21 protein-coding genes are annotated in these 22,865 nt (G+C 59.5%); 11 read left to right on the top strand and 10 right to left on the bottom strand.

The window, feature by feature from the left end; genetic code table 11:
* Nucleotides 1–60: 60 nt before the first annotated feature.
* The 7 genes from GSF67_RS21010 to GSF67_RS20980 all read left to right on the top strand — a co-directional run bounded on the left by GSF67_RS21010 (nt 61) and on the right by GSF67_RS20980 (nt 7,436).
* The gene (locus GSF67_RS21010) at nt 61–891 is read left to right on the top strand and encodes a DeoR/GlpR family DNA-binding transcription regulator (protein ID WP_006315029.1); all 831 of its coding nucleotides are present in this window, start codon (nt 61–63) and stop codon (nt 889–891) included.
* A 47-nt stretch (nt 892–938) separates the two neighbouring features.
* Entirely contained in the window at nt 939–1,949 is a 1,011-nt protein-coding gene (gene rhaS, locus GSF67_RS21005) for a rhamnose ABC transporter substrate-binding protein (protein WP_006315028.1), read from the top strand.
* Between the two features lie 224 nt (nt 1,950–2,173).
* Nucleotides 2,174–3,709 (top strand): sugar ABC transporter ATP-binding protein, encoded by a 1,536-nt coding sequence (locus GSF67_RS21000; protein ID WP_006315779.1) that lies wholly within the window; start codon nt 2,174–2,176, stop codon nt 3,707–3,709.
* A 12-nt stretch (nt 3,710–3,721) separates the two neighbouring features.
* Nucleotides 3,722–4,723, top strand: a complete 1,002-nt coding sequence (locus GSF67_RS20995) for an ABC transporter permease (protein WP_006315778.1) — start codon at nt 3,722–3,724, stop codon at nt 4,721–4,723.
* The gene (locus GSF67_RS20990; protein ID WP_006315777.1) at nt 4,720–5,730 is read left to right on the top strand and encodes an ABC transporter permease; all 1,011 of its coding nucleotides are present in this window, start codon (nt 4,720–4,722) and stop codon (nt 5,728–5,730) included. Before GSF67_RS20995 ends, GSF67_RS20990 begins: the two co-directional genes overlap by 4 nt.
* A gap of 3 nt (nt 5,731–5,733) precedes the next feature.
* Nucleotides 5,734–6,057: an L-rhamnose mutarotase gene (rhaM, locus tag GSF67_RS20985; protein WP_006315776.1), complete on the top strand. Its 324-nt coding sequence runs from the start codon at nt 5,734–5,736 to the stop codon at nt 6,055–6,057.
* Nucleotides 6,054–7,436, top strand: a complete 1,383-nt coding sequence (locus GSF67_RS20980) for an FGGY-family carbohydrate kinase (RefSeq protein ID WP_006315775.1) — start codon at nt 6,054–6,056, stop codon at nt 7,434–7,436. The genes rhaM and GSF67_RS20980 overlap by 4 nt, the downstream gene beginning before the upstream one ends.
* 52 nt (nt 7,437–7,488) lie before the next feature.
* On the opposite strand, the gene GSF67_RS20975 is transcribed toward GSF67_RS20980, so the two are convergent.
* The 4 genes from GSF67_RS20975 to GSF67_RS20960 form a co-directional block, all read right to left on the bottom strand.
* Nucleotides 7,489–8,325 carry an alpha/beta fold hydrolase gene (locus GSF67_RS20975; RefSeq protein ID WP_006315773.1) on the bottom strand — a complete coding sequence of 279 codons (837 nt, stop codon included), beginning with the start codon at nt 8,323–8,325 and terminating at the stop codon, nt 7,489–7,491.
* A 316-nt stretch (nt 8,326–8,641) separates the two neighbouring features.
* Nucleotides 8,642–9,337: an FkbM family methyltransferase gene (locus GSF67_RS20970; protein ID WP_006315772.1), complete on the bottom strand. Its 696-nt coding sequence runs from the start codon at nt 9,335–9,337 to the stop codon at nt 8,642–8,644.
* Nucleotides 9,338–9,498: 161 nt separating this feature from the next.
* Entirely contained in the window at nt 9,499–11,421 is a 1,923-nt protein-coding gene (locus GSF67_RS20965; protein ID WP_230058160.1) for a bifunctional diguanylate cyclase/phosphodiesterase, read from the bottom strand.
* A 21-nt stretch (nt 11,422–11,442) separates the two neighbouring features.
* Nucleotides 11,443–11,949 carry a molybdopterin-dependent oxidoreductase gene (locus GSF67_RS20960; protein ID WP_006315770.1) on the bottom strand — a complete coding sequence of 169 codons (507 nt, stop codon included), beginning with the start codon at nt 11,947–11,949 and terminating at the stop codon, nt 11,443–11,445.
* A gap of 597 nt (nt 11,950–12,546) precedes the next feature.
* On the opposite strand from GSF67_RS20960, the gene GSF67_RS20955 reads away from it, so the two are divergent.
* Both GSF67_RS20955 and GSF67_RS20950 read left to right on the top strand, forming a co-directional pair.
* On the top strand, nt 12,547–13,983 hold the full coding sequence (locus GSF67_RS20955; protein ID WP_006315769.1) for an NAD-dependent succinate-semialdehyde dehydrogenase: 1,437 nt from the start codon (nt 12,547–12,549) through the stop codon (nt 13,981–13,983).
* Nucleotides 13,984–14,221: 238 nt separating this feature from the next.
* The gene (locus GSF67_RS20950; RefSeq protein ID WP_035216458.1) at nt 14,222–15,319 is read left to right on the top strand and encodes a DNA alkylation repair protein; all 1,098 of its coding nucleotides are present in this window, start codon (nt 14,222–14,224) and stop codon (nt 15,317–15,319) included.
* A 15-nt stretch (nt 15,320–15,334) separates the two neighbouring features.
* Here the strand turns inward: GSF67_RS20950 and GSF67_RS20945 are convergent, their stop codons facing one another.
* From GSF67_RS20945 to GSF67_RS20925, 5 genes are all read right to left on the bottom strand, one after another.
* Nucleotides 15,335–16,360, bottom strand: a complete 1,026-nt coding sequence (locus tag GSF67_RS20945) for a sulfate/molybdate ABC transporter ATP-binding protein (RefSeq protein WP_006315766.1) — start codon at nt 16,358–16,360, stop codon at nt 15,335–15,337.
* Between the two features lie 5 nt (nt 16,361–16,365).
* Complete coding sequence (cysW, locus tag GSF67_RS20940) at nt 16,366–17,253, bottom strand: sulfate ABC transporter permease subunit CysW (protein WP_006315765.1); 888 nt, start codon at nt 17,251–17,253, stop codon at nt 16,366–16,368.
* 3 nt (nt 17,254–17,256) lie between these two features.
* Nucleotides 17,257–18,090, bottom strand: coding sequence for a sulfate ABC transporter permease subunit CysT (gene cysT, locus GSF67_RS20935; RefSeq protein ID WP_006315764.1), 834 nt, complete (start codon nt 18,088–18,090; stop codon nt 17,257–17,259).
* A gap of 61 nt (nt 18,091–18,151) precedes the next feature.
* A complete protein-coding gene (cysP, locus tag GSF67_RS20930; RefSeq protein ID WP_006315763.1) occupies nt 18,152–19,138 on the bottom strand; it encodes a thiosulfate ABC transporter substrate-binding protein CysP in 987 nt (328 codons plus the stop codon).
* A 169-nt stretch (nt 19,139–19,307) separates the two neighbouring features.
* Complete coding sequence (locus GSF67_RS20925; protein WP_371814447.1) at nt 19,308–20,399, bottom strand: enoyl-CoA hydratase/isomerase family protein; 1,092 nt, start codon at nt 20,397–20,399, stop codon at nt 19,308–19,310.
* 261 nt (nt 20,400–20,660) lie between these two features.
* Between GSF67_RS20925 and GSF67_RS20920 the strand changes: the two genes are divergently transcribed.
* On the top strand, nt 20,661–20,918 hold the full coding sequence (locus GSF67_RS20920) for a DUF2934 domain-containing protein (protein ID WP_006315755.1): 258 nt from the start codon (nt 20,661–20,663) through the stop codon (nt 20,916–20,918).
* Nucleotides 20,919–20,987: 69 nt separating this feature from the next.
* Here GSF67_RS20920 and GSF67_RS20915 read toward each other — a convergent pair whose 3' ends face one another.
* Nucleotides 20,988–21,806, bottom strand: coding sequence for an SH3 domain-containing protein (locus GSF67_RS20915; RefSeq protein WP_035216456.1), 819 nt, complete (start codon nt 21,804–21,806; stop codon nt 20,988–20,990).
* 258 nt (nt 21,807–22,064) lie between these two features.
* Here GSF67_RS20915 and ubiG point away from each other — a divergent pair, with 258 nt between their 5' ends.
* A complete protein-coding gene (gene ubiG / locus GSF67_RS20910; protein ID WP_006315751.1) occupies nt 22,065–22,817 on the top strand; it encodes a bifunctional 2-polyprenyl-6-hydroxyphenol methylase/3-demethylubiquinol 3-O-methyltransferase UbiG in 753 nt (250 codons plus the stop codon).
* The last annotated feature ends 48 nt before the right edge of the window (nt 22,818–22,865 follow it).

The following is a 22,865-nucleotide window of genomic DNA, read 5'->3' as shown; positions in this document are numbered from 1 at the left end:
TTGATCGTTCTTGATTGACAACGTAAAGAGATTGCGAATAATCACAATCAGGAGGACCCCATGCACGAACGCGAACGCCATCGCATCATCTTGAGCGCCACGCAGGAAAAAGCTGTCGTGACGGTGCAGGATATTGCCGAACTGACGGATGCGTCGGAAGCGACGATCCGCAGGGATATTGCGTCTTTGCATGTGCAGGGAAAGTTGCGGCGCGTGCGCGGCGGAGCGGAAGCGGTTCATCCGCCGCAGCTCGGCAATCTCGCAGCCCGCCCGTTCCGCGTCTCCGAATCGGTCAATATCGACAAGAAACGCGCAATTGCGCGCAAGGCGGTTGATCTCTGCAATGATGGTGACGCGATCATCCTGAATGGCGGCACGACGACATTCCAGATGGTGCATTACATGGCGGCACGACGGCTGCAGGTGATGACCAATTCTTTCGCCATCGCCGAACATCTGGTCAAACATTCCAAATGCAACATCAATGTGCCGGGCGGCGCGATCTATCGCGATCAGAGCCTTATCCTGTCGCCTTTCGAAAACGACGCGATCCGCAATTTTTATGCGCGACGGATTTTTCTAGGGGCGCAGGGCGTGGGCGCGCTTGGCATCATGGAATCCGACGCACTGGTCATCCAGAGCGAACAGAAGCTGATGCGGCAGGCCGAGGAGCTAATCGTCATGGTCGATTCCTCGAAATTCAGAAAACGATCCAGCCTGATTTTATGCCCGCTCGAAAACGTCACGACCATCATTACCGATGACGGGATTTCGGACGAAGCGGCAAGGATGGTGGAAAATGCCGGCGTGGAATTGCTGATCGCCGGCGCGGTGGCGGCGGGTAAAGCCGCCGGTCCGCCGGATGAGGAGAATTCTTCTTCAGTCGCTTGAGGAGCGCTGGAGGGAAAGACAAGGTTCAAAACGGGAGGAAAAGGGACATGAAACTTACACGCAGAACATTGACCAGCGTTCTGGCACTCAGCGCGGCACTCTCCGTCGCGGGGCTTGGCAGCGTTGCCCAAGCGGCAGACGTCAAGATCGCACTGGTGGTCAAGTCGCTCGGCAACGGCTTTTTCGAAGCCGCCAACAAGGGCGCGCAGGAAGCGGCAAAGGATCTCGGCGGCGTCGAGATCATCTATACCGGCCCGACCAGCACCACGGCGGAAGGCCAGATCGAAGTCATCAATTCGCTGATCGCACAGGGCGTCGACGCCATCGCCATTTCCGCCAACGACCCCGACGCCGTTGTTCCGGCGCTGAAGAAAGCTGCCCAGCGCGGCATCAAGGTCATTTCCTGGGATTCCGGCGTTGCACCTGAAGGCCGCATTCTCCAGCTTAACCCGTCCTCCAACGCGCTGATCGGCAAGATGTGCCTGCAGCTCGCGGCAGCCCATCTGGACGGCGGCAAGGGCGACTTCGCCATTCTTTCCGCCACCACCACCTCCACGAACCAGAATGTCTGGATCGGCGAGATGAAGAAGCAGCTGAAGGACTTCCCCGGCCTCAACCTCGTCACCACGGTTTACGGTGACGACCTGGCCGACAAGAGCTATCGCGAAGCGCAGGGACTGCTTTCTTCGCAGCCGAATGTGAAGGTCATCGTCGCACCGACCACCGTTGGCGTGCTCGCCGCGTCGCAGGCCGTGAAGGATGCGGGCAAGATCGGCCAGGTCTTCGTGACGGGCCTTGGCCTGCCGTCTGAAATGGCCGGCGCCATCAAGTCTGGCGCGACCAAGGAATTCGCCATCTGGAACCCGATCGACCTCGGCTATTCCGCTACCCAGATCGCCTATCGCCTTGTGAAGGGTGAAGCCGATGGCAAGCCGGGCTCGGAAATCGAGGCAGGCCGCATGGGCAAGATCAAGGTTGGCGAAAACAGTGAAGCCGCCATGGCCGATCCGTTTATCTATGACGCGAAGAATATCGATCAGTTCTCGAAGATTTTCTGATCTTGATAATATCCGGCGGTGCGGAGGCTACCCCCCCTCTGCCCTGCCGGGCATCTCCCCCACAAGGGTGGAGATCGATAGGCGGCGGCCTCTCGGCCATCTCTAACGTTGCGAGTGAGCGAGCGTTTTCTTCTGGCCGATCTCCCTCCTTGTGGGGGAGATGCCCGGCAGGGCAGAGGGGGGTGGCCCCGATCACTTCACTCAAAACTGACCGGTAAGACGGAATGATGCGTGCTGAAACCCAAACCATAAACATCTCAGAGGCTTCCAGCGCCATGCCCATTCTGGAAATGCGCGGCATCAGCCAGATATTCCCCGGCGTGAAAGCGCTTGATGGCGTCGATATCGCGCTCTACCCCGGCAAGGTCACCGCGCTGATCGGTGAGAACGGCGCGGGCAAATCCACGCTGGTCAAGATTCTCACGGGCATCTATCGCCCTAACGAGGGCGAAATCCTGCTGGATGGCAAAGCTGTGACCTTTCACGGTGCGCAAGATGCCATCGATGCCGGCGTCACCGCCATTCATCAGGAAACCGTGCTGTTCGACGAGCTTTCCGTTGGTGAGAACATCTTCCTCGGCCATGCGCCCAAAGGCCGTTTCGGCCTGATCGACTGGAAGACCATCAACGAGCGGGCCAGAATTCTGCTGGAACAGCTCGAAAGCACCATCGATCCTACCATCCGGCTGAAGGACCTGTCGATCGCCCAGCGCCATCTGGTCGCCATCGCCCGGGCGCTATCGGTCGAGGCCCGCATCGTCATCATGGACGAGCCGACGGCCGCTCTTTCCCGCAAGGAGATCGACGATCTCTTCCGCATCGTCGAGAACCTGAAACGGCAGGGCAAGGCGATCCTCTTCATCAGCCACAAGTTCGATGAGGTCTATGAAATCGCCGAGAATTATGCCGTGTTCCGTGACGGAAGAATGGTTGGCGCCGGCACGCTTGCCACCACCCCGCAGGATGAGATCGTGCGGCTGATGGTTGGCCGCGACGTGACGAATGCCTTCCCGAAGCAGGCGGTCACCCTTGGTCCAACCGTCCTTTCGGTGCGTGATTATTCACACCAGACCGAATTCCGCGACATTTCCCTCGAGCTGCGCAAGGGTGAAATTCTCGGTCTTTATGGGCTGATCGGCGCCGGGCGCTCCGAACTCTGCCAGTCGCTGTTCGGCATCACCCGCCCGGCTTCGGGAGAGGTGACGCTGGATGGCCAGCCGCTCACCATCCGCTCACCGGAAGATGCGATCCGCGCCGGCATCGTATACGTGCCGGAAGAGCGCGGCCGCCACGGGCTGGCACTCGATATGCCGATCTATCAGAACATGTCGCTGCCATCCCTCACCCGCACGTCGCGCAAGGGGTTTCTCGCTGCCGCCAATGAATTCGCGCTGGCACGCAAATATGCCGCGCGGCTCGATCTGCGCGCTGCCGCGCTTTCGGTGCCTGTTGGCACGCTTTCAGGCGGCAATCAGCAGAAGGTGGTGATCGGCAAGTGGCTGGCCACGAAGCCGAAGGTCATCATTCTCGATGAGCCGACCAAGGGCATCGATATCGGCTCCAAGGCCGCCGTCCATGGCTTCATCAGCGAGCTTGCGGCAGAGGGCCTGTCGATCATCATGATTTCATCCGAACTTCCCGAAATCCTCGGCATGTCCGACCGCGCCATCGTCATGCGCGAAGGCCTGATGGCGGGCCAGTTCGAACGCACCGAATTTTCTCCGGAAAAGCTGGTGCGCGCCGCCACCGGCAATGCCTGAGAGGGGCAAAACATGCAACGTCTACTCAAAAATCGCGAATGGCTGCTGGCGGGTATCATCATCATCATGATTGCCGGCTTTGCCCTGCGCGCGCCCGGCTTCGCCCGGCCCGGCAATCTCGTCAATATCTTCAATGACACGTCGATCCTCATCATCCTGGCGCTTGGCCAGATGGCGGTCATTCTCACCAAATCCATCGACCTCTCAGTCGCCGCCAATCTCGCCTTTACCGGCATGGCGGTGGCGATGACCAATGCCGCCTTTCCGGGCGTGCCCCTGCCGCTGCTCATCGTCATGGCGGTCGGCATCGGCGCGTTTCTGGGCTCGCTCAACGGCATCCTCGTCTGGTGGCTCGGCATCCCGCCCATTGTCGTGACGCTCGGCACGCTCACCATCTATCGCGGCATGGCTTTCGTGCTCTCGGGCGGCGGCTGGGTGAATGCGCATCAGTTTTCGCCGACCTTCCTCAACGTGCCGCGCACGATGATCCTTGGCATGCCGGTTCTGTCCTGGGTCGCCATTCTCATCATCGCGGGAGCCTGGCTGGTGCTCACCCGTACCTCTTTCGGCCGCTCAGCCTATGCGTCGGGCGGCAACCCGGGTGCGGCGGCCTATGCGGGCATCGATGTCGGCCGCACGCGCTTCTTCGCCTTCGTGCTCTCAGGCGCTCTGGCTGGCCTCGCTAGCTATCTCTGGGTGTCGCGTTACGCCGTCGCCTATGTGGATATCGCCGCCGGTTTCGAACTGGACAGCGTCGCAGCCAATGTGATCGGCGGTATTTCGATTGCCGGCGGTATCGGCTCGGTGGCCGGTGCGGTGCTTGGCGCGCTGTTCCTCGGCGTCATCAAGAACGCGCTGCCCGTCATCGGTATCTCGCCCTTCGCGCAGATGGCGATATCAGGCGTGGTCATCGTGCTCGCCGTTGTCTTCAACGCCCGCGCCGAAGCCAGAAAAGGCCGTATCATCCTGCGTGACCGGGCCGCGGCAGACCATGGGAAGGAAGCATCTGCATGAGCACGAATTCCCAACCATCACAGGCACCGCGCGTCATTCCCGACAAACTTGGCACGCCGCTCAGCCGTATCATGGCCAGCTGGGAAGTGTTGCTGCTTGGCGTCGCGATCCTCATCTTCATCGCCAATTCGCTCGCCTCGCCCTATTTCCTCAATGCCTGGAATCTCTCCGACGCGACCTTCAACTTCACCGAAAAGGCGATCATCGCCTTTGCCATGGCGCTTCTGATCATTGCCGGTGAAATCGACCTGTCGGTTGCCGCCATCATTGCACTGGCCTCCACCGCCATGGGTGCGGCGGTGCAGATGGGGGTCGGCACGCCTGGCCTCGTCGCCATCGGCATCGGCACCGGGCTTTTCTGCGGCGCCTTCAACGGCTTTCTGGTCGCGGGGCTGAAACTACCCTCCATCGTCGTCACCATCGGCACGATGAGCCTGTTTCGCGGTATCTCCTACATGGTGCTGGGGGATCAGGCCTATGGCAAATATCCGGCGGATTTCGCCTATTTCGGTCAGGGCTACGTGTTCTGGGTGATATCCTTCGAATTCGTGCTGTTCGTCATAATGGCCGTCCTCTTCGCCATTCTGCTGCACGCCACCAATTTCGGCCGGCAGGTCTATGTCATCGGCACCAATCCCTTCGCCGCCCGCTTTTCCGGCATTCCCGTCGAGCGCGTGAAGTTCATCCTCTTCCTGCTCACCGGCCTGATGAGCGGCATCGCCGCCGTCTGCCTCACCTCGCGGCTCGGCTCCACCCGCCCGTCAATCGCTCAGGGCTGGGAGCTTGAGGTGGTGACCATGGTGGTGCTGGGTGGCGTGTCTATCCTCGGCGGCTCCGGCACCATTGCGGGCGTCGTCATCGCTGCCTTCGTCATGGGTCTCGTCACTTTCGGTCTGGGGCTTCTGAACGTGCCCGGCATCGTCATGTCGATTTTCGTCGGCCTGCTGCTGATCATTACCATCGCCATCCCCATCGTCGTTCGCCGCCTTAAAGCCATGAGAGGCTGAGCCATGCCGGAACTCGAAAAACACGCCTTCAAGATGAAACTCTTCGCCGGCAAGGAGGCCGAATACAAAAAGCGCCATGACGAGATATGGCCGGAGCTGGTGGCGCTGCTGCACGAGGCGGGTGTGAGCGACTACTCCATCCATCTCGACCCCGAAACCAACATTCTTTTCGGCGTGCTGACCCGGCCGAAGGTCCATGGCATGGCGGCTTTGCCCGAACATCCCGTGATGAAAAAATGGTGGGCGCATATGGCTGATATCATGGAGAGCAATCCCGACAATTCGCCCGTCGCAAAAGACCTGGTGACGGTGTTCCATCTGCCATGAGCGACAGCATCAAACCTGGCCGCGTCGCGGTCATCGATATCGGCAAGACCAACGCCAAGGTGGTCGTCATCGACACCGGCAGCGGCGAGGAGATTGCTGCCGAGAAGCGGACGAACCCGGTTCTTCGCGATGGCCCCTACCCGCATTACGATGTGGAGATGCTCTGGAACTTCATTCTTGCCGCTCTTGCGCGGTTTGGCCGCGAGCCGGGTTTCGATGCGATTTCCATCACCACCCATGGCGCTTCGGCAGCGCTTCTCGATGGAACCGGCGACCTCGCCATGCCGGTGCTCGATTACGAGCATAGCTACCCCGAACCGGTTCAGCAGGCCTATCGCGGCATCAGGCCCGATTTTGCCGAAACCGGCTCACCGGAACTTCCCGCCGGACTGAACCTCGGTGCGCAGATCCATTTCCAGAAAACCAACTTTCCGGACGATTTCGCCAGCGTGCGCAGCATCGTCACCTATCCCCAATATTGGGCGGGCCGGCTGACCGGGGTGCAGGCAACCGAAACGACGTCGCTCGGGTGCCATACCGATCTGTGGAACCCACGCTGGAAAAGCTTCTCCTCGCTGGTCGGGCGTCTTGGCATCGAGCACCTGATGGCACCTGTCCGCTCCGCTTTCGATGTGTTGGGCACGATCCGCCCATCACTGGCGCAGGAAACCGGGCTCTCACCCGATATGCCGGTCTATTGCGGCATCCACGATTCCAACGCATCGCTCCTGCCGCATCTATTGCGCCGGGAGGGCGATTTTTCCGTCGTCTCCACCGGCACCTGGGTGGTGAATTTCGCCATTGGCGGCAAGGCGGATGCACTGGATCCCGCCCGCGATACGCTTTTGAATGTCGATGCTCTCGGGCGACCCGTTCCCTCCTCCCGCTTCATGGGCGGCAGGGAATATGAGATGCTGGCGCAGCAATTCGGAGCTGCGACGCCCCACGACATCGAAACCGCGCTCAGTGGGGTTGTCGAAAAAGGGATGATGTTGCTGCCGAGCGTCGTCAGCGGCTCCGGCCCCTTTCCGGAAAGCGCATCACGCTGGATCGCCGATAGCGATGCAACAGGGGCGGAGCGACATGCGGCCGCCTCGCTTTATCTCGCCCTGATGACGGAGTTCTGCCTTTCGCTCGTTGAGCGGAGAGGGCCGATTGTCGTTGAGGGTCCATTCGCCGGAAACGCACTGTATTTGAAGGCACTCGCCGCTTTCGCCGCAACCGACGTCATTGCCATGGAGGGTTCGACGGGAACCAGTGCGGGTGCAGCGCTCCTCACCGGGATCAAGCCGGTTGCCGGTCGCGAGCGTCATTTCACGGCGGAGGATATTGCGGGCCTTACGTCTTATCGCACCGCCTGGCAAAACCATCTGACCTGATCCGCATAAAAATGCGGCCGAACAATCGACCGCATTTCGATTCTGCAGAGGATCAGCCCTTGATGAAGGCCAGCAGATCCGCATTCAGCACATCGGCATTGACTGTCAGCATGCCGTGCGAGAACCCGGGATAAGTCTTCAGCGTGCCGTTCTTCAGCAGCTTGACCGATTTGTGAGCCGAGTCGGCAATCGGAACGATCTGGTCGTCTTCACCGTGGAGAACGAGCGTTGGAACGCTGATATTCTTCAGGTCTTCAGTCTGGTCGGTTTCGGAGAAGGCCTTGATGCCGTCATAATGAGCCTTCGCGCCGCCCATCATGCCCTGACGCCACCAGTTCTGGATCACGCCTTCCTGCACGGACGCGCCATCGCGGTTGAAGCCGTAGAACGGGCCGGACGGCACGTCGCGGAAGAACTGGGCTCGGTTTGCGGCAAGGGCTGAGCGGAAGCCGTCAAAGACTTCCATCGGCAGGCCTTCCGGATTGGCCTCGGTCTTGAGCATCAGCGGCGGTACCGCGGAAACGAGAACGGCCTTGGCAACGCGGCCGGCGGGTTCGCCATGCTTGGCGACATAACGGGCGACTTCGCCGCCACCGGTGGAATGGCCGATATGAACGGCATTCTTCAGATCGAGCGCCTCGACGACGGCGAAGGCGTCCGCGGCGTAGTGGTCCATATCGTGACCATCGGCTACCTGGGCGGAGCGGCCGTGACCACGGCGGTCATGGGCGACAACACGAAAACCTTTAGAGAGGAAAAACAGCATCTGCGCATCCCAATCATCGGACGAGAGCGGCCAGCCGTGGTGGAACATGATCGGCTGGGCATCCTTCGGGCCCCAGTCCTTGTAAAAGATTTCGGTTCCGTCTGTCGTCTTAACAAAGCCCATGATCGTTTCTCCTTCGGTTGCGTTGGCATCTACAGTGCAGCTTCTTGTGCGCCGGTTTGATGGAGGGATAATGACGCAGGAAAACGGTCCCAACAATTACAATAATAATTCGGAATGAGTTGCGCTTTTAGCAATAATAATGGAGCCGCCCGCTGCCTGCCGGATTATGGCATGGGCACTAAACTTCACGCAGCCTCAAAAGTTGCACCGGATGGCGCAAGCGGAAGGAAAACTGATTGACGGCAGAACGCTCCGCGCCCTGCCCTCAGTTTGAACAAACTCTCTGACGTCACCCTCTACTTGAGGTGCCCGGCTTTCAATCCACGTCGGGATCGTATTCCCGCGGGCTGTCATCCCTGGAAAACAGCACGCAAGGGCCGCGTGAGCCGCGCGGATCATAGGCATAACCCTTGGCGGTCAGCGCCTGCATGATGTCTCGAACGCCGGCGAGACCATAGAGGTGGTCGTGGAGCTCGACGAATATCCGCTCGACACCGGCCAGCTCGGCCTTGCCAAGCAGATCGCGCTCTGCACCCTCGATATCCATGACGAGCGCGGTAATGCCCTGCTCGGCCACAAATTCATCGATATTCGCCGAGGAGATTTCGATGCGTTTTTCATAAGGACCCTGATTTTCGTCCATGGACGACATCCAGAGATCCTTGCGAACATAAAAGGGATAGGAGCGAGGCTCGTCTGCCGTGAGGAGCCCCTGCGAAAACACCACATTGTCGCGGCAATTGGCCTTGATGACCCGCTCCGCCAGCGCGGCCGTCGCAGGGTTGGCCTCGAAGGCCCAGACGGAAACATCCTCGATGCCGGCGATGATCGAGGTGATGATGCCGATACCGGATCCCAGCTCCAACACGCGGTCGCCGGGCTTGATGGCTTTCAGGACGCTGCGGGCCTCCTTCGCCTCGTAGCTACCGTCGGTCAGCGCCTGCCATATGACGGGCGACACCTCATCGGAAGAAAGAGGCAGGGCAACTCCATGCACGTCCAGTATTTCCATGTTTCAAGCCTTTTCGCAAAACCCGGTCGCTTCGTCCGAATGATCCACATCGACCGGGACTGCTCTACAACATCGGCGCGGCGACCGATATCGGTTTTAGCAGGCAATGATATATCGGTTAAGAATTCGACACGCTTGCAAGGTCGTGAAACAGGCCTGTTTCAGACGGAACTCCAGGCCACCAGTTCCTTGGCTGGCAAGGGCCGGCTGATCAGATATCCCTGCACCTGATCACATCCCAGACGTCTGACACATTCATATTGCTCTTCCGTCTCTATACCTTCCGCAATCGTCGTCATGCGCAGGCTGCGACCGACGCCGACCACGAATTCCACGATCGCCAAGGCGTCACGGTCACTGGTGATATCGCGCAGGAAGGATCGGTCGATCTTGATCTTGTCGAAGGGCACGCCGCGCAGATTGGCGAGCGATGAATAACCCGTGCCGAAATCGTCCATGGCGATCTTGATACCGACGGCCTTCAGCCGCGACAGGGTGTTGATCGTCTGGTCGCTCTTGTTAAGTAGGATCGATTCGGTAATCTCAAGCTCGAGACGGCTCGGTTCCAACCCGCTTTTCTCAAGCGCGCCCATGACGTTCTGGATGAGGTTGGTGCTGTGGAACTGAACCGGCGAAAGATTGACCGCCACCTTCATATCCTCGTCCCACCCCATCGCCTCGCGGCAGGCGGTCTCCATCACCCATTTTCCAAGCGAATGGATAAGGCCGGTCCTTTCCGCGACGGGAATGAACACGCTGGGCGGCACATCGCCCCTGACCGGATGTTTCCAGCGCAGCAGCGCTTCGAAACCGCAGAGCTTGCGGGTCTGCGTTGCCACCTGCGGCTGGTAATAGACTTCCATTTCGTCGTTCTGCAGTGCCGTCTGCAGATCGGCCTCGAAGGATTTCTTCTCGGTCAGCTGCTTCTGCATGCGGACCTTGAACACGCTTGCGCGGCCCGGGCCGATGGCTTTCGCCTCGTAAAGAGCCAGATCGGCGCGCTTGAACAATTCATCGGCATCGACGGCACCATGCGAGATGGCGATGCCGATGCAGGTGCCGATTTTGACCTCCTGCTCACCCAGCTGATAGGTGCGGCTGATCTGGTCGATGAGCTTGGTGGAAAGGCGGCGGGCGGCGTCTTCGTTCAGATCGTCGGAGACGACGGCAAATTCATCGCCGCCCAGACGGCAGACCATGTCATAATCGCCGCCGATGGCCGAAAGGCGCTGCGCCACGGCCTGAAGCAGCGCATCGCCCGCATCATGGCCGAGCGTATCGTTCACGTCCTTGAACCCGTCGAGATCGAGCAGGAGGATGGCCGTCGTTCCGGTGCCGCCGAAGGATCGTCGCAACCTCTCGATCAGCTCCTGCCGGAACAGTGAACGGTTCGGCAGCCCCGTCAATGCGTCATGATAGGCATCGTGCTCGAGCCGGACATTCTTCGCCTGCAATTCCAGCGTGGCGGCGCGCAGGTCGTCCGTCAGGCCACGCATGCTTTTCTGCGCGCGGTTCAGGAGATCGTTCTGGCGCAGCAGCAATATGACGAGAGCAATACCGCACAGGATCAGGCCACCGGCCAGCGCGGTATAGACGATATGCAGCTTGCGCACATCCTCGTGGGCGGTATCGATGAGATTGACATCATAAGCGACGGAAGAGGAGGCGAGCGTCGTCATCGGCGCATCGAGCGCGCTCATCGCCGCTAGCAAATCCGGAACCTCGGCGGGATCAAGGGTGTTCACCTCCTGCTCCAGGTGCGCAAGAATGGCATCGAGGCGGGTTACCAAATCCCGCCACTGCTGTTTCTCATTGATGAAGGCCCCGAGATTGCCCTGCTTCAGAAGCTCAAGCCGGCTCAGCATGATGTCCAGACGCAGCTGCAACTCGTCCCGGTCTATCTTGCCGGGGTTGAGTGCGAAGACGGCCAGCTTGTTCTGCAGGCGCAGATATTCCGCCACCGTCTGGCTGACCGCCCAGGAATCATTGTAGCGGGCGAATTTCTGCAGAGCGGTCTGCCGCTCGGCAATGACGAAAGCGATATAGCCCGTTGCCAGGACGAAGCAACAGATGATCACCGCCACAAGTTTTCGCAAACGGCACCTTTATTCCACTATCAGTTTGGCAACTTGCCATGCGGACCGCGAATAATACGTCTGCTTCTGCAGCTCCGGGTCGCTGTCATAGGGATAGATGACGAACAACGGGCCTTTTTCGCGAACTGTCATGTAATTGCCATCCAGCTTGATCGCCAGAATAACGTTAAATTTCTTAAAATCTTCAATCGGTATCGTACTGACATAATCGTTGAGAGCGACCGCCGTGACGCTTGTGCCCTTCGCGCCGACGATATCCATCAGCTTTGCCAGCGAAACACCATCGAAGCGAACACGGCCATCATGCCAGGGCGTCGTCGTCTCCACCGTCTCCATGCCGAGCGCTTCCAGCATGTCGCGGTCAAACTGCGCCGCACCCTCGGCATTCGTGTTGGTGATGTTTCCGGATATGGTTAATATCGGTTTGCCCTGCGGTTTGGCAATTGTCCCGGCCTGCGCGCAGGAAAGCCACATAAGCGACAAGAATGCACTGAGAAGTACCCGGCCGACACTCATATTTTTTCTCCATCTATAACGTTCAGCTCGAGGGTTTTCGCCAACCTTTGAAGGTTAAAGGCACCGACACTCACAATATATATCAGGAACTGATGTTATATCCTCACTGAGATTTTATCCGTATTTTCTCTAGGTTTTGAGTAAACCCTTTGGATAATTTTTCCGTCTTATTATAGTTTTTTACGCTCGACGCCCTGTTATGAGGCAATCCGCAGACGCCAGAGGCAATCCGTCCGGTGTGACAAAGGCCGAATTGTGACGGAAGCTGTTCCACCCTTGGACAGAACCTTCTGATTCGCGCGGACCGGCCTGCCACTCATCGTCCTTCCAGATACCGAACCGGAATGACGCAGACAGGTCCCCGTCACAGAAAAATCGTGACAATTGCCGACGCGCACGGTTGAAACGCACCGCCCGGAACTTAATATAAAGACTGTCACTTCCGTTTCTGGCCATCTCGGATGCCGGAAATATCCAGACATCTGTTCCGCGCAGCGCAAGCCGCGACGCCGGATATCGTCCGGTCAGGAAAATTCTGTTCACGTCTCCGGGCCGGACGGCACTCGCTGTATCGGCCACATCATGAAGGTAGTCCCTATGCACACCTATCCCGACATCAAACTTCTCATTGATGGCGAATGGCGAGACGCCGTTTCCGGCAAGACGATCGCCGTGTCCGATCCGGCAACCGACGAGATCATCGGCGCGATTGCCCATGCCGAGAAGGAAGACCTCGATCTGGCGCTTGCCGCCGCCGAGCGCGGTTTCAAGCTGTGGCGCGACACCTCGCCCTATGAGCGTTCGAAGATCATGCGCAAGGCCGCCGACATCCTGCGTGAGCGCAAGGACAAGATCGCCTACATCATGACCCGCGAGCAGGGTAAGCCACTGGCGCAGTCCGCCACCGAAATCATGGGCGCCGCCGACACTATCGACTGGTTCGCGGAGGAAGCGCGCCGCACCTATGGCCAGGTCATCCCCGCGCGCGCCACCGGTGTGTCGCAGCTTGCCATCAAGGTGCCGGTCGGCCCCGTGGCGGCGTTTACGCCGTGGAATTTCCCGCTCAACCAGATCGTCCGCAAGCTTTCCGCAGCGCTTGCCACCGGCTGCTCCATCATCGTCAAGGCACCGGAGGAAACCCCGGCATCGCCGGCCGAACTCATCCGCGCCTTCGTGGATGCGGGCGTGCCGGCAGGTGTCATCGGCCTCGTCTACGGCGTTCCGTCGGAGATTTCGGAATATCTGATCCCGCATCCGGTCATCCGCAAGATTTCCTTCACCGGCTCCACGCCCATTGGCAAACATCTGGCGGCCTTGGCCGGCAAGCACATGAAGCGCGCCACGATGGAACTGGGCGGCCACGCACCAGTGATGATCTTCGATGATGCCGATATCGAGAAGGCGATCGAGGTGACCTCGCTTGCCAAGTTCCGCAATGCCGGCCAAGTCTGCGTCGCCCCCACCCGCTTCCTCGTGCAGGATGGCGTGGCGGACCGCTTTCTCGAGGGTTTCGTGGAAGCAACGAAAGCCATCAAGGTCGGCAACGGTCTCGAAGAGGGCGTCATCATGGGTCCGCTCGCCAATGAGCGCCGCATTCCCGCCCTGGAAGGTCTCATCAACGACGCCGTTTCCCATGGCGCGGAACTGAAGACCGGCGGCCGCCGCATCGGCAACAAGGGCAATTTCTTCGAGCCCACGGTTCTCGCCAATGTGCCGGTGACCGCCAAGATCATGAATGACGAGCCGTTCGGCCCGGTTGCGATCATCAACCGCTTTTCGAGCTTCGATGATGCCATTACCGAAGCAAATCGCCTGCCCTTCGGCCTTGCATCCTATGCCTTCACCGGCTCGGTCAAGACCGCGCATGCGCTCGGCCAACAGGTCGAGGCCGGCATGCTGACCATCAACCATAACGGCCTTGCGCTTCCCGAAGTCCCCTTCGGCGGCATCAAGGATTCCGGTTATGGCACGGAAGGCGGTTCGGAAGCGGTTCAGGCCTATCTGGAGACCAAATTCGTCAGCCAGATGAGTTGATTTTTACAGAAACTTCTTCTCCCCGCCGGGGAGAAGATGCCCGAATGGCAGAGGGGGCAAGCTAGCCGCGCGTCGCTACGCTCGCCCCCCTTAACCCGCTGCCGCAACCTTCTCCCCCGGCCGCGAGAAGGCGCAGGGTGCACCGAGTTAGCCCCTCACCCTATGAAAGCTGCAATCTCTCCCTTGCCTCAAGACCTACCATCCCCTAAAAGAACAAAAAGTGAACTTTGAGGGCAACATGAGCGACACCGCGGCACCGGCATTGAAGGAAATCTTCAACCGCGAAAAACTGCAGCACATCGCCGATCAGACCAAGGCCGTTCATCCGTCCTTCGACGTTTCCGCCTTCATGGCACACGCCACGACGAATCTGGAGGCGCTCGGCATCATGCAGCGCATGCGGCAGGTGGCGACGAGCCTGCATGCGACGCTTCCCGGCGACTATGCCCGCAACATCGAAATCCTGACCGCCGCAGCCCCCGGTATCGGCAACGGTTTCGCCTCCATTTCGCTGCCGGAATATGTGGCACTCTATGGTCTTGATGATTTCGATCTTTCCATGCAGGCCTTGTCCTATTTCACCCGCTTCGGCTCCTCGGAATTCGCCATCCGTCATTTCCTGCAAAAGGACTTGGGCGCCACGCTTGCCGTGATGGAAACATGGTCGCTGCACGAAAACGAGCATGTGCGGCGGCTGGCGAGCGAAGGCTGCCGGCCCCGCCTGCCCTGGTCGTTCCAGCTGAAACCGCTGATCGATGATCCCTCCCCGGTCACCGCGATCCTCGACGCCATGAAAGCCGATAAAGCGCTATATGTGCGCAAATCCGTCGCCAATCACCTGAACGATATTACCAAGGATAATCCCGCTTTCGTGCTGGCGCTGATCGACACATGGCCGAAGGACAACGCGCATACCCGCTGGATCATGCGGCAGGCTCTGCGCACCCTCATCAAAAAGGGTGATGCCGCAGCGCTTGCCCATCTCGGCGCCCATGAGGAAGCGCAGATTACGCTTGCGGCGTTTCAAGTCTCGCCTGAGACGGTCACTCTCGGCAATCCGGTGCGGATTTCCGCCTCTTTCACCTCAACGGCAACGCGCCCGCAGAAGCTGGTGATCGATTACGCCGTGCATTACGTGAAGAAGAGTGGCGATGCCTCCGCCAAGGTTTTCAAATGGAAAGAAGTTGAACTTCAGCCCGGTGAAACCTGCGCGCTGTCGATCAGCCGCGCCATGCGCGACTTCACCACGCGCAAGCACTATGCCGGTATCCACAAGGTCGAGCTGATGATCAATGGCAGGCTTGTGGCGGAAAGCGCCTTCGAGCTTCTGATCTGAAGCCGGCTGTCACCCCTATGCCACCGGAAAAATCTTCGCGCGGCGGATGATGACCGAACCGCGATCTCCGGCCGTAACATCGTTTTCAGGGGGCACGTCGAACTCCAGGATATCGCCACCATCGGTGCTGGCGATCACCCGGCGCTCGCCAGCGCGGTCGAGGACACGCTCCACCGAAGCCGGAATCCCCTCATGTAGATCTTCCCATTCAAGATCGCCGGGGCGGGCATAGATATCAACGGCGCCGTCGCCTTGAGCATAGGAGAAGGGCAGCTCGTTGTCGCCGACATAGACCTTGCCGCCGCGCGCCACGCCGGACACCCGGTTGGCATCGCCAAGGAAACGCATGACGAAAGAACTGTTGGGCTGGCGGCACACCTCTTTCGGCGTGCCCTGCTGCACGATCCCGCCCTGATTGAGAATGACCACGCGGTCAGCCAGATCAAGCGCCTCTTCCTGGTCGTGGGTCACGAAAATCGTGGTGATACCAAGCGAATCGTGAATTTCCCGCAGCCAGCGCCGCAGGTCGCGACGCACATTGGCGTCCAGTGCCCCAAACGGTTCGTCCAACAGCAGCACCTTGGGATCGACCGAAAGGGCGCGGGCCAGCGCCACGCGTTGCCGCTGCCCGCCGGAAATCTGCGCCGGGAAACGGTCACCCAAACCATCGAGTTTGACGAGGTTCAGAAGTTCCTTGACCCGGGCATCAATCGCCGCTTTGTCGCGCTTGACCTTCGAAACCTTCATGCCGAAGGCGATGTTTTCATGGAGCGTCATATGCGGGAACAACGCATAATGCTGGAACACGAAACCGACGCCGCGGTCCCGAACGGGAATATTGGTGGCATCCTCGTCCCCGAAAAAGATGCGGCCGCCATCGCTATATTCGAGACCCGCGACCATGCGCAAAATCGTGGTCTTGCCGGAGCCGGAAGGGCCGAGCAGCGCCAGAAGCTCGCCGCTTTCGATATCCAGCGAAACATCTCGCACGGCGCGGAAGGTATCGAAGGTCTTCACCACATTTTCGAGGCGGATTTTCATGGGAATCAGGTCTCCGTGGCGATGGCGGCATCGCCGTTGGTCTTTTTGGCTCCGCGCCCGGCACCGCGCCGTTCCAGCGCCACCTTGGCGATGATGGTAACGACGGCAAGCAAAGCGAGGATGGAGGCCGAGGCGAAGGCGCCAGCCGTCTGGTAGTCGTGGTAAAGCAGTTCGATATGCAGAGGCAGCGTATTGGTCTGTCCGCGGATATTGCCCGATACGACCGATACCGCGCCGAACTCGCCCATCACGCGGGCGTTGCACAGCACCACGCCATAAAGCAACGCCCACTTGATATTCGGCAGCGTCACCGAAAAGAAGGTGCGCCAGCCGGACGCGCCGAGTGAGGTCGCAGCCTCCTCGAGATCGCGCCCCTGCGCCTGCATCAGCGGGATCAGCTCGCGTGCCACGAAAGGTGCTGTGACGAACATCGAGGCAATGACGATACCCGGCAGCGCAAACAGTATCTTGATGTCATGCGCGTCAAGGAACGGTCCAAACAGCCCCTGCAAACCATACACGAAGAGATAGGCGACACCGGCGACGATCGGCGAAATCGAGAAGGGTATCTCGATCAGCACCAGCAGGAAGCGCCGGCCGGGAAAGTCGAATTTGGTGATGGCCCAGGCCGCAGCAACCCCGAAGGCTGTATTGACCGGCACCGCGATCAGCGCCGTGAGAACCGTCAACATGATGGCGTGACGGGTATCGGGATGGGTGATGGTGGCGGAATAGACCTTCCACCCCTGCGAAAACGCCTCGACACCGATGATGATAAGCGGTGCGACAACCAAGAGAGCGCCAATGACGAGCACGAAGGCGATCAGGCTGCGGCGAACGAGAGGCGCGTCACCAACGCGCGGCGGCTTGTGGTGTCGGGAAACGGTGCTCATGCCTCAGCTCCTCACCGTATAACGCAGCGCACGCGCCTGCAGGTAATTTGTCACGGCCAACATCACAAAGGCGGTTATCAACAGCACGGAGGCGATGGCGGCGGCGGCCTGATAATCATATTCCTCCAGCCGGATAAAGATCAGCAGTGCAGTAATCTCTGTCGAGAACGGCTGGTTACCGGCGATGAAGATGATCGCCCCGAACTCACCGAGGCTACGGGCGAAGGAAAGCGAAAGACCGGCGAGCAACGCCGGCGTCAGCAGCGGCAGGATGATCTTGCGGAAGATTTCCAGATCCGAGCCGCCAAGCGACTGCGCCGCTTCCTCCAGCGCCGGATCGAGGTCTTCCAGCACCGGTTGCACGGTGCGTACGATAAAGGGCAAGCTGGTAAAGGCCATCGCCACCATAATGCCAACAGGCGTATAGGCCACCTTGATGCCGAGCGGCGCCAGCAGAGAACCGAACCAGCCATTTCCCGCAAACAGCGTCGTCAGCGCAATGCCGGCAACGGCGGTGGGCAGCGCAAAAGGCAGATCGACAATGGCATCGACGATGCGCCAGCCCGGAAAGCGATAACGCGTCAGCACCCAGGCGAGCGCCACCCCGAAAACGACGTTGAACAATGTCGCAGCCAGCGCGCAGAGCACCGTGACACGGTAACTGGCGACGGCGCGTGGCGAAGAGATGATCGACCAATATTCGGCAGGTCCAAGGCTTGCGGCCTTGAACACCAGCGCCGAGAGCGGCAGGAGCACGATGATGGCGACGTAAGTGAGGGTAACGCCAAGGGACAATTTCAGCCCCGGCAGAACATTCCGCTTCAAACCCGCCCCCATCAATCATAAAGCGACCCGGCAGTTTCCCGCCGGGTCTTTTGACCGTTCTCTATCGTTGTGATTAACGGCTGCCGTAAAGCGTATCAAGCGTCGCGCCTGATGCAAAATGCTCTTTCTGGATTTTCTCCCAGCCGCCGAAGGCATCATTGACGTTGACGAGGCGAATGGCCGGGAACTTGTCCTTGAACTCGCCGACGACCTTTTCATCATGAACGCGGTGACCGAATTCTGCGGCGATGCGCTGGCCTTCCTCGGTATAGAGGAAGTCCAGGTAGCTCTTCGCCAGCTCACGCGATCCGCGCTTGTCGACCACCTTGTCCACCACGGCGACAGGGAATTCGGCGAGCAGGCTGACCGAGGGCACAACGCCTTCCACCTTCTCGGCGCCATATTGCTTGGCAATGCCGCGGGTTTCGGCTTCGAAGGTGATCAGCACGTCGCCGATTTCACGCTCCACGAAAGTGGTGGTGGCTGCGCGGCCTCCGGTATCGAACACTGGCGTGTTGTCGAAGATTTTCTTGACGAATTCCTGAACCTTCTTCTCGTCGCCGTTGAACTTCTCCTTGGCGTAAGCCGTGGCGGCGAGATAAGTGTAACGGGCGTTACCCGAGGTCTTCGGATTGGGGAAAACCACTTTCACATCGTCGCGGGCAAGATCGTCCCAGTCCTTGATACTCTTGGGGTTGCCGGCGCGCACGAGGAAGGACGGGAAGGAATAGAACGGCGAGGCGTCGTTCGGGAAATCCTTTTTCCAGTCGGCGGACACGAACTTCTGCTTCACCAGAAAATCGACATCCGTCACCTGGTTAAAGGTGACGACATCGGCTTCCAGCCCCTCAACGATGGCGCGCGCCTGCTTGGAAGTGCCGGCATGCGACTGATCGACCGTGATGCCCGGATGCAGCTTGATGAACGCCTCGTTCTCGGCCGCAAAAACTTCACGGGCGACATCATAGGACGCGTTGAGAATGGTGGTCGGAGACTGCGCCTGCGCCGCACCTGCAAAAAGAGCGGCAATGGCAGTACCGATAATGAGAAGACGTTTCATGAATACCCCCGGCAATTCGAATGGTGCTCAACATAACCGGCGGCGGCAACAGCGACGAGAAATAGTCGTGCTTTGCGCAAGCGCAGATTGGAAATTTCGCCCAAAGAATTGAATTTCTAAAGGCGATGATTTCATATGGAGCGGGAAGACGGATTTCTTTTGCGTCAGGCTAAAGACGATGCTCGGGAAACAGATTGCCGGAATGCGCGGCAAAATAAGGTGCAAGGTCTTCTTCACTCACCTCTTCCAGCCGTGCAGGCCGCCAGCGGGGATTGCGATCCTTATCGACCAGGGCCGCACGCACGCCCTCGTAAAAATCGTGCTGCCGCAATATCTCCGTGCCTGCGGCGAATTCGCGCTCCAGGCATTCGATCAGGCTCGCGCTTTCCCGGCCAAGGCGCAGTAACTTCAGGGTCAGTTTCAGACTGGTGGGAGAGCGTTTACGCAGTATCTCGAGGGTCTCGCGTGAAAAAGCATCTTCACGCGCCGAAAGCGCAGCGAAGGTTTCCTCGACCGTGTCGAAACGGAATGTCGCGTCAATGATATCCCGATTTGCGGCCAGCAGGCCTTCGCCCTCGTCAGTGGCGTAGGACGCTATCGCCGCATCGACACCTTCGATATCGGTGGCTTTCGACAGAGCCTGCACCAATTCGTCGAGATGTCCTGATGGCACGCAATAGTCGGCAAAACCGGCATAAATCGCATCTGCAGCGGTGACGGCGTTGCCCGTCAACCCCAGCCAGGTACCGCATTCGCCGGGTGCCCTCGGTAAAAGCCAGGACCCGCCGACATCGGGGAAATAACCGATGCCCGTTTCCGGCATGGCGAGCCGCGTGCGCTCCGTGACGATGCGGTGGCTGCCATGGGCGGAAATACCGACACCGCCGCCCATGACGATGCCGTCCATCAAGGCCACATAGGGCTTGCCGAAACGGGCGATGCGATAGTTGAGCGGAAACTCCTCCCGCCAGAAATCCAGCACTTGCGGGTCGCCTGCATTGCCGAGATCATGGATGATACGGACATCACCGCCAGCGCAGAGCCCTCTCTCGCCCTCTCCTCTCAACACCACGCAGGAAATGGCGGGATCGTCCTCGAAGCGCTGAAGTGCCTGAAACAGGGCGCGCACCATCGGCAGCGTCAGGCTGTTGATGGCCTTCGGGCGATTGAGGCCGATGATGCCGGCCGCTCCTTTTGTCTCGACGATGACCTCAGTTTCCACTTCCCTTGCCAGTTCCAAGACCGCCTCCTCCGCCGCCATGCATCCACCCATCTTGGCGGCCTTGGCGCGATCACGCAACGTTGATCTTGTCCTGCGGGAACGTCTTTCGCCAAAACCGCTTTGCAGGAGAGAAAATGCCAGAAATCCTCTTTCGCAATGCAGCATGTTTGCTTGACGCCCGAAAGATCATGGCATGTAATAGGTTGTGGAAATGCCGGCATTGATTGCTGTCGAGCGTGTGCCGGACCAAGCGGAATGTCGCCTTCACAAAGGCGCTGTAAACAGCAACGGGAGACGAGCATGCAGGTTTCGGAAAACGAATGGATCAGTAAACGGGCATATACACTCTGGGAAAAGGAAGGCCATCCCCATGGCCGCGATGCGCAGCATTGGGAACAGGCCAGGCACGAATTTTCGCTGCTGAAGACATCGGAAGCGACAAAACCGGCAACTCGCAAAAAAGCCGCTCCTACGGCGATTGTTGACGTTGCCGCACTGGACGCGGAAGCACCGGCAAAATCCAAGAGCCGTGCCCGCAAGGCTACTGCCGCGAAATAACGCCGCACGAATACATCGAACAAAGCCCCAAATGAAAAAGCCCGACGAAATCTCGCCGGGCTTTGTCTGTTAGCGCTGGGCGCAACCTGGACTACCGATTATGCACCCCTGCAGAGGAGCATCCGGGGCTGGTGCAGGCGGGCGTGGCTGGCCTTCCAACTGGCCACGCTGACCATCATACTGATTTTGCGGGCGATCACGATTGCCGTCTCGATTGCTGTCTCGATCACGATTTCGGTCGCGGTTCTCATCTTCCCAACGGCGGCGGTCGTCGTCGCGACGTGGCCTGTCCTGATTTCGGTCACCCTGGTTCCAGTCGCCGTAACGACGTTCCCAGCGACCATCATTCGGGCCACCCTGACGCGGATCGCGCCATTCATCACGGCGCCCGTCATCCCGGCGGCCATCGCGCCAGTCATCACGCGGACGCGGGCGATCCCAGCCGGCACTCGGAGGTGGCGCGTTCCAGTAACCGCCTGATGGCGGCGGACGACGCCAGCGGTCACGCTCGCGGTAAAAGTCGCGGTCGCGATAATAACGGTCCCAATAACGGCCGGCTTCAAAGGTGATCACGGGAACACCGAGATCGCGATAATAACGCGGCTCGACGTAGACTCGGTTTTGCCGGAACGTCGTCTGGATATAACGACCGGCGACCCAACCACGGCCATTGACAAAAGAGACGTCGCACCACGGCGTATCGGACAGGCAGCCGTGCACCGTCAATGGTGCGCCAACCGGGATCACCACGACGGCCGGATAAGCCGTGCTCGGGCCGGAGCGCATATTCACATTTGCGGTGGCGAAACCGCGCGTCGCAGCTTCTGCAAGTGCCGGCGCAGCGAGCATCGCCACCAGCGCTAGTGCGCCAAATAGTTTTCTCTTCACTTCTTTCTCCTCAAGCAAAGGCCCGCTTTGCCCTTGTCGGCATCCATCATATTCGATGGACGAGCATGCGTTCCGCATACTGCCACGATCGGAAAATACGCGTTCCTCCATGAACGCAGCATGAAACAAACAAGGTGCCGTGTCAGTTCCATCTGCGGCAATGCGCCCCCCGACAATTTACCTGCGGAATAGACCGCCGGTCTTGACTTCGGGGATCAATCATCCGACTTCAATGCAAGAGCAATATGGAGCAGACCCATGAGCGAGACCGCACAGACGACCGTCGATCAGAGCGAGGTGGATCGCTTCTCCGCGATGGCTGCGGAATGGTGGAGCCCGACAGGCAAGTTCCGCCCGTTGCACAAATTCAATCCGGTTCGGCTCGAATATATCCGCAACCGCGTCTGCGAGAATTTCGGCCGCAACCCGAAGGCGCATCGCCCGCTGGAAGGGCTGCGCGTGCTGGATATCGGCTGCGGCGGCGGCCTTCTGTCCGAACCCGTGGCACGCATGGGTGCCACCGTGGTGGGCGCCGATCCCTCGGAGAAGAATATCGGCATCGCCTCAACCCATGCACGGGAAAGCGGCGTCAGCGTTGATTACCGCGCCGTGACCGCGGAACAGTTGCAGGAAGCCGGCGAAAGCTTCGACGTCATCCTCAACATGGAGGTGGTGGAGCATGTGGCCAATGTCGATTTGTTCGTCACCACCTGCGCGAAAATGGTGCGCCCCGGCGGGCTGATGTTCGCCGCCACCATAAACCGCACGCTGAAGGCTAGGGCGCTGGCAATCTTCGCCGCCGAAAACGTGCTGCGCTGGCTGCCGCGCGGCACGCACCAGTATGAAAAGCTGGTCCGCCCGGAAGAACTCGAGCGGCCGATCGTGGCGAGCGGTATGGATATCATTCACCGCACCGGCGTCTTCTATAACGTGCTCCAGGATCGCTGGAATCTCTCGCCGGACATGGAAGTCAACTATATGATGATGGCGAAACGCCCAGCGGCCGCGTGAAACAACCTATCTGCTTTTACGGGCCGCTCTCAGGTCGGCCATCTCGTG

This window comes from Agrobacterium sp. CGMCC 11546 (genome assembly GCF_013365515.1).
GTDB classification, from domain to species: domain Bacteria; phylum Pseudomonadota; class Alphaproteobacteria; order Rhizobiales; family Rhizobiaceae; genus Agrobacterium; species Agrobacterium fabrum.
Note: the sequence above shows the minus strand (reverse complement) of the source record. Positions and strands in the feature narration are given on the sequence as shown.